Source organism: Priestia sp. HNGD-A6, assembly GCF_045784335.1.
Taxonomy (GTDB): domain Bacteria; phylum Bacillota; class Bacilli; order Bacillales; family Bacillaceae_H; genus Priestia; species Priestia zanthoxyli.
The window spans coordinates 3,932,732-3,945,289 of the sequence record NZ_CP138621.1 but is presented as its reverse complement, the minus strand read 5'-3'; the positions used below and the strand labels follow the sequence as shown (position 1 = coordinate 3,945,289).

The following is a 12,558-nucleotide window of genomic DNA, read 5'->3' as shown; positions in this document are numbered from 1 at the left end:
GTTTTTTTGTCGAAAAAAAAGAGCAGACCATAGGAGTCTGCTCTTTCTTGTGAAAAAGAATTATGCATTAAGCAAGCTTTTCACTTTTGCTACTACATTTTCAACTGTAAAACCAAATTCTTTCATGATTGTTTCACCAGGAGCAGATGCACCGAAGTGATTAATACCAAGAACTTGTCCCTCGTCTCCAACATAGCGTTCCCAGCCAAGTGTAGAAGCCATTTCAATACCTAAACGTTTTTTCACTGATTTAGGGATAACACTTTCTTTGTACTCAGCAGATTGCTCTTCGAAACGATCCCATGCAGGCATACTTACTACAGATACATCAATGCCTTCTGCAGCTAATGCTTTTTGTGCTTCTACTGCTAGGCTTACTTCAGAGCCTGTTGCAAGTATTAATGCATCCGCTTGGTCTTTACCAGCTTTAGATACAACGTACGCGCCTTTAGACACGCCTTCGTATGCATTTTCTTTTGTACCTTCAAGCGTTGGCAAGTTTTGACGAGTCAATACAAGCGCCGTTGGGCGGTCAGTTGATTCTAATGCTAAGCGCCATGCAGCAGCTGTTTCATTTGCATCTGCAGGACGAACCACTGAAAGACCTGGCATTGCACGAAGTGATGGCAATTGTTCAATTGGCTCATGTGTTGGGCCGTCTTCTCCAACTGCGATACTGTCATGTGTGAATACATATGTTACAGGAAGCTTCATTAAAGCTGCTAAGCGAATTGCTGGGCGAAGATAATCAGAGAATACAAAGAATGTTCCTCCGAATACTTTTACACCGCCGTGTAGAGCCATACCGTTTAATGCAGCTCCCATTGCAAATTCACGTACACCGAACCAAATATTACGTCCGCTGTAATCAGCTGCAGTGAAGTCTTCTGAACCTTTAATCATTGTTTTATTTGACCCAGCTAAGTCAGCTGAACCGCCGAAGAATTGAGGTACAGCTTGTGCTACTGCGTTTAATACTTCTCCAGAAGAAGCACGGCTAGCTAGGCTTGAACCCGTTTCGTATGCTGGAAGCGTTTCTTCCCAGCCTTCCGGTAACTTTCCTTCTACTGCTAGTTCAAATTGACGACCTAGTTCAGGATATTTTTCTTTATACTGTGCAAATACATCGTTCCATTCGTTTTCTTTCTTTTGGCCATCTTCAGCAATTGTAGCTTTGAAGTGAGCATACACTTCTTCTGGCACATAGAAATCTTCTTCAAATGTCCATGCATAAGCTTCTTTTGTTAATTTTGTTTCATCGGAACCTAATGGAGAACCGTGCACGCCAGAAGTACCCGCGTGGTTTGGAGAACCAAATCCGATTGTTGTTTTTACTTCAATTAGCGTTGGGCGTGTTAAATCGCCTTTTGCTTCTTCAATTGCGTTTGCAATCGCTGTCAAGTCATTGCCGTCTTCAACACGAATTACTTGCCATCCGTAAGCCTTGAAACGATCTTCTACGTTCTCAGAGAACGAGCGATCTAAATCTCCGTCTAAAGAAATATCATTTGAATCGTATAAAACAACTAAGCGTCCTAATTTTAAGTGTGCCGCTAATGAAGCTGCTTCAGCAGATACACCTTCCATTAAGTCTCCGTCACCACAAATACCATACGTAAAGTGGTCTACAATTTCTAAACCTTCTTTGTTGTATGTTTCAGCTAAATGACGTTCTGCCATTGCTTTACCAACAGCCATTGCAATACCTTGTCCTAGTGGACCAGTTGTTGCATCAACACCTGCTGTATGACCGAACTCTGGATGACCTGGTGTTTTGCTTCCCCATTGACGGAAGTTTTTAAGGTCTTCAATTGATAAGTCATATCCAGCTAAATGAAGCAAGCTGTATAATAGTGCCGATCCGTGTCCTGCTGATAATACAAAGCGGTCACGGTTGAACCAGTTTGGATTCTTTGGATTGATGTTCATAAATTTTGTCCACAATGTATACGCCATTGGAGCAGCTCCCATTGGCATACCTGGGTGACCTGAATTTGCTTTCTCAATCGCATCGATTGATAAAGTACGAATTGTTGCAATCGAAAGATCTTCAATACGTTGTGTCATACTCTTCATTCCTTTCAAAACTATGTACATATGTTATCATACTAATGATTTGCTTATTTGTACAATACTTGAACCAAAAAAATTTCCACTTTTACAGTTTTTGTGTGCCTTATTAAAAATATACAAAAAACTAGAGGGAACTCTCCCTCTAGTTTTACTAGAACGTCTTAGTGAAGACGCTTCTTTTTGCTCTCTTTTAACTTCTTAGGCGTAACATCTTTACCTTCCTCGTCCACAACTTTAATCGTATGAAGGTGGTTTGTCATAGATTGTCGGAAAACTTTTAAATATTCCTGACGTAGCTCTTGCTGTTCTTTCGCTTCAGATTCTGTCAGACCTTCAGCCTTTGCCTTTTTTGAAAGAGCATTAATACGAGCAAGTTTATCTTTTGATAGCATATAAAACCTATCTCCTTATAATCAATAATTAAAATTACCGAACAGTTCCGGCAACATGTAGTCATCTTACTAAATCTCTTTCGTTTTATCAAGAGATTGAGCACTCTCTTGATACTCTTGATAGCGACGATGTACCGTTGCTTTTGAAATATTATAACCAAAACCTTTTAGCGTAACTGAAATTTCAGCAAAGGTTAAGCCGTTATGACGAAGGCGGACAATTTCTTCAATCGGCGCTTCTTTTTTTTCTCTTCCTGAGTTAACTCCTTGATTTTTTAAATTTTGCTGCGGACGATAACCGTTTTCTACGGCTCTTTTCATTCCTCTTTTAATTTTAGCGTTATGTAATTTCCGCTGATGCTCTTCCACTAAGCTAATAATATCTAACACCATCGAATCAGATTCTGAAAGCTGAAGCTGACCTTGATGACTAATCGTATAGATCGTAGCATTTTCTTTATGAAAAGCATGAAGAAGCGCGATTCGGGCATTTCCTCTGCCTAATCGCGTTTCGTCTTGAATGAGCAGCACAGATATTTTTTCTTCTTTCATTGTATGAAGAACATCCAATATACCCTCTCTGTCTACGTCATATCCGCTTGCTTTTTCCATTACGACTTTTTTTACGTTTAGATGGTGAAGATCAGCAAGCTTTTTTAATTCTTCTTGCTGGCGCTGTAAAGATGTTTCTTGGGTTTTTTTATCCGTACTTACACGGCAATAAATAATGGCGTCCACTTTTATCACGACCTTTTCGGCTTCTAACAATATTCAGGAACGGCCGTTACACACTACTGTTCAATTGCCACTTGATTATGTAACTCTTTTTTTAAAACAGGAATATATAATTTATCTCCAGGAGATAAAGACTGGGCAGTGTCTGAGTTTAGATCATTGACGTCTTCAACCCATTTGACAAATTCATTGGTGGTCAAATGATGGTGATTATGATACTTGTTGGACAAGTCCCAAAGCGTATCTCCTTTTGTAATAGTAACCGTTGAATATTTGTCTAAATCTACTTTATCCGCTCCTAAAACCAGCGTCAATACATATGTAAGTGCAGCGATAACTGCAAAAAAAATAGCGTAATGTTTCATAGAATGTAAGAATTGGTGCATATTATGATCCCCCTATCAGAATATATGTTCTTATTTTATTGAGAACATTTGTTTCTGTCAATGGAATTCTTCGAACTTATGTTTGTATATTGACACATCACGTGGTATAATTCACCTAAAGAATAGCTAAAATCGAGGTGAAAAATATGAAGCTATCAAAACGTCAACAAGACATACTAGATTTTATTAAGCACGAAGTAAAATTAAAAGGTTATCCGCCTTCTGTTCGTGAGATTGGGGAAGCGGTGGGATTAGCCTCTAGCTCCACTGTACACGGGCATTTAGCTCGTTTAGAAAGCAAAGGGTTAATTCGCAGAGATCCAACAAAACCAAGAGCAATCGAAGTTCTTCAACTAGACGAAGTAAACATCCCTAAAAGCAATGTCATTAATGTTCCTGTTATCGGTAAAGTAACAGCGGGTCTTCCTATAACAGCCGTTGAAAATGTGGAAGAATATTTCCCTCTTCCAGATAAATTCGTTTCTCCAGATGATCATGTATTTATGCTTGAAATTATGGGAGAAAGTATGATTGAAGCAGGTATTCTAGATGGCGATATGGTAATCGTACGTCAGCAGCAAACTGCTAATAACGGAGATATTGTGGTCGCTATGACCGAGGACAACGAAGCAACGGTAAAACGTTTCTTTAAAGAAGAAAATTTCGTTCGTTTACAGCCTGAAAATTCAACGATGGCGCCTATTATTCTTCGCCACGTAACGATTTTAGGAAAAGTCACTGGTGTATATCGCACGATTCACTAATTACACACTGTATGTAAAACCAACTAATCATGATGTTAGTTGGTTTTTTACGTTTGTTTTCTAAAAAAATTGGCATATTATAAATGATACGTCGAATCATTACAGGCAGGTAGAGCGGTTTTTATAAAGCCTGTTTTACCTTTTACTTTCTGTCTGCATTTTTTCGACTCTCAAAAAAAATACAACCGACTATAAGAAGGATGTAGTTTATGACCAATACACCAAGGAAAACAGAACCATTTCAAACTATTATGCCTACCAAAGCAATGAACATGTTTCTTTTTCCTTTTTCCTTTGATCGAAAAAATAAAGAGCAGCTTGTTCATGCACTAGAAGCAAATATGTTTGAGTTTTTTTCCATTCAAAACAAACATGTAGAAAAAGAATACTACGGAGAACAGTATTACGTATCTCATGATAGCTTGGATCAATATTTTCTTCCTTACATTGAATGTATTCTATTTCCTGATTCGTGCGAAAAAGAAGGCTTGCTTCGATTTTCAAAAAAAATAGACCATACCGTTACGCTACAAACTTCCTCCACCACCGTGTCTAGCAACGTGCTGTCTGTGGATGTTTTTTTATGTCCTTTTGAAATTGGCGTCATGACCATTCGCACTGAGATGAGTCATAATCATTACACCTATGATGACATTTTAGAATTCATGAATCATTTTCGTGTATTAGAACCGAAGCTTGCTGAAGAGCATGGATCCACCATTACCTATGAACATCATCGCTATAGCAAAGTACAGGATTATATTTTTTCACAGCTCGCGCCATTTTTGAACGAACACATTAAAAAAGAAGCGACGCGTGAACAGCACGTCGGGAGTCTTCCTTATTTTATCGATGAACGGATGTTTGTATTAAGTTATGTAACGGTAAATCAAGAGCAAGAAATTAACTCCACAACTTTATTTCGTACTGGGCAGCTAAATAGCTATACGCCTGACGGGAAACCGTTTATCTCTGCACACAACCATGAGTATATTAAAACGTATAATACCAAACACGTGTATTCCAGATGGGCTCCTGAAACCTATTACGTTATAACAGACCATGTGTTTTCGTGTATTTCTAAATCGACAGACTCTAAAACGGATCAGCTTTTGATGAATCATCTATTTGGCCAGCATTACTATAATTTATTTTTGCATTTTTTCTATAAAATCGTGTTGCTAAAACTATCCTATGAGTATTCTCAGCTCACGTTTCATAAAAATTCAGAGGGCATCGAGCGACTAATTCGCTCTATTACTGTATTTTCAGGTAAATATTTATTTTTAGAAATTAGCTCTCGCACGGAAGGTCAAGAGTTTTCTGAGCTCTTTAAAAAAATCTTCCACATCAATTCTCTTTATCAAGAAGTCAAAGAAACCCTTGGTACTTTGTATCAAAATCAAGAGAAAATCGCGGCCAAGCGTCACAATTACTTATTATTAATTTTAACGATTTATACCGTTCTTTCCGGTATTTACGGAATGAATTTAGTTATTAGCAAGCTAAAGGGAAACATCAATTGGGATAGTATGAAGCAGTTTTCTATCTTTGAATATATCGCTTTAATAGTAGCTTTATCAGGAATTCTGATCAGCATTAGTCTCGGAGTGAGTTCCCTATGGAATTTATTAAAAGATCGATTTAAAACATAAAAGCTGTTCCCATCAGAAAACACATGATAAAAAAGAAGAGATTGAGACATAACTAAATCAAGCGAGTCTAAAGGGAAACAAATGAAATAAATAAGCTAGCAGGGATTGCTTGTGACACCTCTGTTGATTTCCGTGCAAGACTTCGCTTTCCGCGGGCGGCCGGTGAGCCTCCTCGTCGCTTGCGCTCCTGCGGGGTCTCACCCCTTCCGCTTTTCCCGCAGGAGTCTTCGTCTTGCCCTCCAATCAACTGCTGGAAAGAACTAAACAAATGAAACCTACGTTCACCATAAAAAACGAACCATCAAACATGATGATTAATGGTTCGTTTTTCCCTTCGACTAAAATCCTTTTTTTTCAACCTCTTTTATCTATTACTAAATCACTGTCTACTCCGCTGAACCTTTTATTACACGTTGTGCCGCTGTTGTAATTTCAGAACAATCTAATATTATACTCTATAAGAAAAATATATACAAAATAATAAAATATGGTATCATAGGGTAGGAATTTTGTACCTTATCTTTGAAATAATTTGCAGGAGGTAATATGCTTAACTCATTTTTATCCAAAAGCCTGATTCTTTTATGTGTCATGATTCTTACATGGTCTCTATGGGGCAGTTATAGTGCGATGACAAATTCATTGGACTTAAAAGGCTTGGCTTTAAGTAATTCATTTATTATTGAAGGAATATGTATCACTTTCCTTGTCATTTTTCTAATAGCTATTGCAAGTAGATACATGAACAAAACTGTTTTTTTTATTTCACTGATTGTTTTGACCTTAGGTGTTCGATTAGCATGGATGCTTTCTGTTCAAACACCTGTAAAATCTGACTTTCTTGTCATGTTAGATGCCGCACGTAATATCGCAAAGGGAAATTATGAATTTAACCAAAGCGTTTATTTCACTACATGGGTATATCAGCTAGGCTTTTCATTCTATGAATCTATTGTTATTCGCTGTTTTGGAGATAGCATTTTCACATTAAAATTGTTAAATATTTTTTATTCTACTGGAACCGTTATTTTTATTTATCTAATTGGCGCTAAAGTATTTAACGAACTTGCTGGGAGAATGGCAGCTTTCCTATATGCGTTCTACATTCCGAACATTCTCTACAGCTCAGTGTTAACCAATCAGCATTTAGCTACTTTTTTATTTTATGCAGCTTTTTACCTTATTATAAAAAGATTTGCTCATAACAAGTTTAGCTGGCTTTATATTGGTCTTCTATTGTCGTTAGGAAATTTAATGCGCCCTCTGGGACCCATTATTATCGTTGCTGTTTTCATTTATTTCATCTTGCAAATTCTTCAACCTTACATTAAAGCGAAGGATGCTGCTGAGTTAAAAACTCGTCGAAAGAAAATAGGAAAAAACCTCGTAGGCGTACTGGCTACTTTTTTTATTGCAAATGCGCTGATCAACTACTCTTTTGTAGCGAGCGGTATTTCTAAATATCCTTTAAGTAACAGAGATCCTTTATGGAAATTCGTTATTGGCTTTAATTATGAAACAAGCGGTTCTTATTCTTCAGAGGATGCTAGTCGTTTTATGGGTATGCCAATTGGAGAAAAACGAGCTGAAGCAGAAAAAGAAGTAATTAAAGAGCGAGTAGCAGATAAAGAGCAGCTTTTAGATCTCTTTCACATTAAATTCCTGAATATGTGGGGAGGAACGGATGCATCTACATTTTGGAGTATTTCATTAACTCCTCAAGAAGATGTACCTTTTAATAAAGAGAAATTAATTAGTGCTGCTCAAAGTTATGAAAGAATCATTTACGTTTCAACTACTATTATTTCCATTATTGGACTTATATGTTTATTCCTGAAGAAGCAGGATAAATATCCGTATACACTGTTTTTATTACTAATCATAGGATACGTTCTTATTCACTTGCTTATTGAAATTCAAACTCGCTATCGATTCTTTATTTTTCCAAGCTTTATGCTGCTCGAAGGGTTTGGTATTTCAGTGATTCTATCTTATTTACTAGTACGGTTTACTAAAAATAAGCCACAGGCAAAATGTGAAGAGATAAATTAAATGGAAGGGATTATGCAACCGTGATAAAATTCCTGAAATTCGGATTCGTAGGTATAATGAATACCCTGCTCACTATTATCAGTTACTTAGCACTCATTCATTTTGATATGAATTATATATTGGCTAACGTACTATCCTATTTCATTGGCGTCATAAACAGCTACTATTGGAACAAATCGTGGGTGTTTCAAGCAACTGTACATAAATGGATGTTAGCTCAATTTTTCATCGTAAACCTTATTACTTTAGCAATTAATACATCTTGCTTATTCCTTCTTGTACACTATACACCTGCTAATCCGATAATTGGACAACTGTTGTCTACTTGTATAGGAATGTTTTTTAATTTTTTTCTTAATAAAATATGGACGTTTAAGCACACAAACAATCACTCGATAGGAGGTAAAGCATGAAAGAACTAATTTCAATCGTGGTACCTATGTATTTTGAAGAAGAAGTAGCTAATGAATGCTATAATCGCTTGCTTTCCGTCATGCATGAAAATCACATTAACTATGAATTCATTTTCGTCAATGACGGCAGTACAGACCGAACAATTGAAATCTTAAAGGACGTAGCAGCTATGGATTCTAACGTAAAAATTATTGATTTTGCCCGTAATTTCGGGCACCAAACTGCCGTCACAGCAGGTATTGACTATGCTCAAGGTGATGCTATCGTAATTATTGATGCTGACTTACAGGATCCGCCTGAAATGATTCCTGAATTAATTGCTAAATGGCAGCAAGGCTATGAAATTGTATACGCAAAGCGCAAGAAGCGAAGCGGAGAGACCTTTTTTAAATTGACAACGGCTAAGTATTTTTATCGCTTTTTAAATTATATGTCCGATATTGAAATCCCAAAAGACACGGGAGATTTTCGTATTATCGACCGAAAAGTTGCGGACGTATTCAAAAAAATGACTGAACGCAATCGTTTCGTAAGAGGAATGATGTCTTGGATCGGCTTCAGGCAAACATATGTAGAATATGAGCGCGATGAGCGTTTTGCTGGTGAAACAAAATATCCTTTAAAAAAGATGATCAAGTTTGCTTCAGATGGAATTATTGGGTTTTCAACGAAACCTTTACGTTTAGTAATGGTTATTGGCTTGTTATCAGTTTTTGTATCACTTCTCGTTTTAAGTTATTCGATTGTTGTTTGGCTGATAGGTGAAAATATTCAGCCTGGCTGGACTTCGATTATGGTAGCTATCACTTTCTTTAGCGGTATTCAGCTACTTGGTTTAGGTCTAGTGGGACAATACATCGCAAGAATTTACGATGAAAGTAAAAATAGACCTATTTACGTTGTACGTGAAACTATTAACTTTTCTGCGGCTTCAACAGATTCTCAAAACGTGCGTGAAAAAGTATATAGCTAAAAAAACAAGGAAGAAAACAACTGTTTTCTTCCTTGTTTTTTATTCTTTTTGAAGCTGTAAATCGCTTGTCACCCAGTCAGGAATTCCATCATCTTCATCAAATTCAATAATGACATCCGTTATTCCTTTTTCCTGTAAAATACGATTTTCCAGACGATCTTTAATATCATCCGCTTCTGCTACTGTTAAAGAAGGATCAATTTCTACTTTTAATTCAACGTGAAGCTCTTCTCCTTCTTTCATCACCATTAACGTTTGAATATCACGCACTTGTACATCTTGCATAACAATGGCACCAATTTTCATTTCCATTTCTTTATCTGCTTCACCAAGCGCTCCGGCAGCGTTATCTAAAAATACTCGTCCTACTACAAAAAACATCATAAGACCAATTAGCATAGAAGCAATTCCTTCAGCTTGATGAAAAGGCGTAAATCGCGAAATAAAAACGGCGATTAAAGCCAATACGCCTCCTCCAGTGGCTACCAGATCTTCCATAAAAACAAGCTTAGTTGCTGGCTTTGCTTTCTTTAGATGAACAAAGCTTTGCGTAAAAACATTGACCTCTGCAGTATTCATTCCGACATCGTGCAAAATTTCTTTCATTGCCTTAAAGAGGACAAACATCTCAAGTAATACCGAGATGCCAAGTACTGCAATATTTAAAATAAAGCCTGAAGACTTCGTCGGATGAAGAATATGATGATACCCTTCTTTAATCGTTTCAAATGCCATAATTCCTACTACAAGAACCGCCCCTAATAAAACGAGATTAACCAATCGTCCAAATCCGTTTGGAAATCGTTTGGTCGGAGCTTTTTTGCTTAATGCTGAACCTATAAAAACAAAGAACTGATTTGCTGCGTCTCCTAAGCTGTGCATCGTTTCAGCAAACATCGCTACATTTCCCGTTAAAGCAAAAGCAATCCCTTTAATAATGGATATAATGGTATTAACTATAGCGGCCATCATGGCCGATTTATTTCCTTTTCGCAATAACTTAATTAATTCACTCATGCAATCCCTCCGTTTGTGCCTTTGATGAGATTCAATTATGGTTAGTGTATGTGAATTTAAAAATTAAAAACCTCCAACATATAAGTTGGAGGTTTTTAGTCATGTTTCATTATTTTTTAAAACGATAAGGTACCGTTGTAACGATTACGTTTTTACGGTAAAGCAAATGTGCTTTTAACAGCAGACTGGACTGATTATGAAGGATGTTTTGCCAGCTTTTTTTCGTGATGAACTGCGGAATAACAACCGTAATAGCCATATTATTTTCCCGGGCTTTTTCTTCAGCCATATCGATGAATCGAAACAGCGGACGCACAAGACTGCGGTATTGAGAGTGAAACGTAACAATACGAATATCAGGCTGCCACTTTTCCCACTTCTCTTCCATTCTCTTTTCGCTTTCTCGGTCAAAAGCAACGTGCACCGCAATAACGGTATCACCAATCGTTCTTGCATAGTTCAATGAATTTTCCACTACCTTTGTCATTCCTGCTACAGGAACAATGACCACACTTCCTTCAAGCTTTCCAATCTTTTCTCCTTGCTTAATACGAAGCTGCTCTCCTACCGCTTCATAGTGCGTATGAATGCGATGAAAAATATAAACGATAACCGGTAAGAAAACGAGCACGGACCATACTTGTGAAAACTTCGTTGTAAACAAAATGATTAGCACCGTTAAGGTAATGAGGGCACCAATTAAGTTAATGGTTAGCTTTCCTTGCCAGCCGGCCGGCTTTTCTCTAAGCCATTTGACAATCATGCCTGTTTGAGAAAGCGTAAATGGAATGAACACTCCAACTGCATAAAGAGGAATTAATTGTTCCGTCGCTCCTTTAAAAGCGACAAGTAAGACAATAGAAGCAATTCCAAGGGTCACAATTCCATTTGAATAGCCTAGTCGATCGCCGCGAATTTGAAACATTCTTGGCATGTATTTATCAGACGATAAGTTTACGGCAAGCAAAGGGAAAGCTGAAAAACCTGTATTCGCCGCTAGCACTAAAATCAGAGCTGTGGTGCCTTGAATAAAATAATAAAACCCATTTCGTCCAAATACACTCGATGCAATTTGTGATACAACCGTTTCATCTGCTTTTGGAGAAATGCCAAGCCAATAAGCTAAAAACGTGATGCCAGAAAATAAAACGGCTAAAATACCGCCCATCAGCATTAATGTATGAACAGCATTTTTTGCACCTGGATCTTTAAAGTTAGGCACTGCATTCGAAATAGCTTCTACACCAGTCAATGCCGAACAGCCTGATGAAAAAGCTTTTAATAATAAAAACAAACTAATACCTGGCACCACGGTACCGAGAGATGTATGAAGCTCAGGTGAAACTTGACCTGTCACTATTTTGAAGAAGCCCACCGCTATTAACAAAATAAGAGCAATCACAAATAAATAAACCGGATAAGCTAAGACAGAAGCGGATTCTGTTACACCTCGTAAATTTAAAACCGTAATAAAAATCACCAGCAAACACGCAATTACTACGTTATAGTGATGCAGCGTTGGAAAAGCCGAAGTTAAAGCATCGGTTCCTGCTGAAACACTCACGGCAACTGTTAAAATATAATCTACTAACAGTGATCCCCCAGCGATAAGTCCAGGATTTTCTCCTAAATTGGTTTTCGAAACAATATAAGCTCCTCCGCCTTGCGGATACGCATAAATAATTTGACGATATGAAAGAATTAAAGCCGTCAGCAGCACCAATACCCCAATCGCAATTGGAATCGAATACCAATAGGCAAGCACGCCCACTGTTGCAAGGACAATCAAAATCTGTTCTGTTCCATAAGCCACTGAAGATAAGGCATCTGATGATAAAATAGCCAGCGCTTTAAGCTTACTAAGCTTTTGATCGCCTAACTCTTTTGTTTTGAGCGGCTTTCCAATCAATAATCTCTTGAGAACTGAATAGTTCACGTAATTTCCCTCCGATGATTGCTTAGCTACTATTCACTGTTCGTTGCTAAGCTCCGTTACAAGTTCATGAATAAGTGATATTATCCCTAAAAAATACCTTTTTATGTTAAAAAAGCGCACAAAAAAAACACTAAGGGTTCTCAGCGTTTTTACACAGCTTA

The 12,558-nt window shown here is 37.4% G+C and carries 12 protein-coding genes; 5 read left to right on the top strand and 7 right to left on the bottom strand.

The window, feature by feature from the left end; genetic code table 11:
• Window positions 1-60: 60 nt before the first annotated feature.
• The 4 genes from tkt to yneA form a co-directional block, all read right to left on the bottom strand.
• Window positions 61-2,067: a transketolase gene (tkt, locus tag SCI76_RS20120; RefSeq protein WP_013058774.1), complete on the bottom strand. Its 2,007-nt coding sequence runs from the start codon at window positions 2,065-2,067 to the stop codon at window positions 61-63.
• Window positions 2,068-2,234: 167 nt separating this feature from the next.
• Window positions 2,235-2,465: a DUF896 domain-containing protein gene (locus SCI76_RS20115; protein ID WP_013058775.1), complete on the bottom strand. Its 231-nt coding sequence runs from the start codon at window positions 2,463-2,465 to the stop codon at window positions 2,235-2,237.
• A 69-nt stretch (window positions 2,466-2,534) separates the two neighbouring features.
• On the bottom strand, window positions 2,535-3,203 hold the full coding sequence (locus SCI76_RS20110; RefSeq protein ID WP_028411365.1) for a recombinase family protein: 669 nt from the start codon (window positions 3,201-3,203) through the stop codon (window positions 2,535-2,537).
• A gap of 53 nt (window positions 3,204-3,256) precedes the next feature.
• Complete coding sequence (gene yneA, locus SCI76_RS20105; protein WP_028411366.1) at window positions 3,257-3,586, bottom strand: cell division suppressor protein YneA; 330 nt, start codon at window positions 3,584-3,586, stop codon at window positions 3,257-3,259.
• A 146-nt stretch (window positions 3,587-3,732) separates the two neighbouring features.
• Between yneA and lexA the strand changes: the two genes are divergently transcribed.
• Window positions 3,733-4,350, top strand: a complete 618-nt coding sequence (lexA, locus tag SCI76_RS20100) for a transcriptional repressor LexA (protein WP_013058778.1) — start codon at window positions 3,733-3,735, stop codon at window positions 4,348-4,350.
• A 209-nt stretch (window positions 4,351-4,559) separates the two neighbouring features.
• Window positions 4,560-6,005, top strand: coding sequence for a hypothetical protein (locus SCI76_RS20095; RefSeq protein ID WP_034270839.1), 1,446 nt, complete (start codon window positions 4,560-4,562; stop codon window positions 6,003-6,005).
• Window positions 6,006-6,072: 67 nt separating this feature from the next.
• Here the strand turns inward: SCI76_RS20095 and SCI76_RS20090 are convergent, their stop codons facing one another.
• Entirely contained in the window at window positions 6,073-6,273 is a 201-nt protein-coding gene (locus SCI76_RS20090) for a hypothetical protein (RefSeq protein ID WP_168761232.1), read from the bottom strand.
• A 278-nt stretch (window positions 6,274-6,551) separates the two neighbouring features.
• On the opposite strand from SCI76_RS20090, the gene SCI76_RS20085 reads away from it, so the two are divergent.
• Genes SCI76_RS20085 through SCI76_RS20075 form a run of 3 tightly spaced genes read left to right on the top strand, consistent with a single transcriptional unit; the run spans window position 6,552 to window position 9,444 of the window.
• Window positions 6,552-8,057, top strand: coding sequence for a glycosyltransferase family 39 protein (locus SCI76_RS20085; RefSeq protein WP_240962118.1), 1,506 nt, complete (start codon window positions 6,552-6,554; stop codon window positions 8,055-8,057).
• Window positions 8,058-8,077: 20 nt separating this feature from the next.
• Window positions 8,078-8,470 (top strand): GtrA family protein, encoded by a 393-nt coding sequence (locus SCI76_RS20080; RefSeq protein ID WP_028411369.1) that lies wholly within the window; start codon window positions 8,078-8,080, stop codon window positions 8,468-8,470.
• Window positions 8,467-9,444 carry a glycosyltransferase family 2 protein gene (locus SCI76_RS20075; RefSeq protein WP_028411370.1) on the top strand — a complete coding sequence of 326 codons (978 nt, stop codon included), beginning with the start codon at window positions 8,467-8,469 and terminating at the stop codon, window positions 9,442-9,444. Before SCI76_RS20080 ends, SCI76_RS20075 begins: the two co-directional genes overlap by 4 nt.
• Before the next feature lie 39 nt (window positions 9,445-9,483).
• On the opposite strand, the gene SCI76_RS20070 is transcribed toward SCI76_RS20075, so the two are convergent.
• Together SCI76_RS20070 and SCI76_RS20065 are read right to left on the bottom strand one after the other, a co-directional pair.
• The gene (locus SCI76_RS20070; RefSeq protein WP_028411371.1) at window positions 9,484-10,461 is read right to left on the bottom strand and encodes a cation diffusion facilitator family transporter; all 978 of its coding nucleotides are present in this window, start codon (window positions 10,459-10,461) and stop codon (window positions 9,484-9,486) included.
• A 109-nt stretch (window positions 10,462-10,570) separates the two neighbouring features.
• Window positions 10,571-12,397 (bottom strand): APC family permease, encoded by a 1,827-nt coding sequence (locus tag SCI76_RS20065; RefSeq protein ID WP_028411372.1) that lies wholly within the window; start codon window positions 12,395-12,397, stop codon window positions 10,571-10,573.
• Window positions 12,398-12,558: the final 161 nt, after the last annotated feature.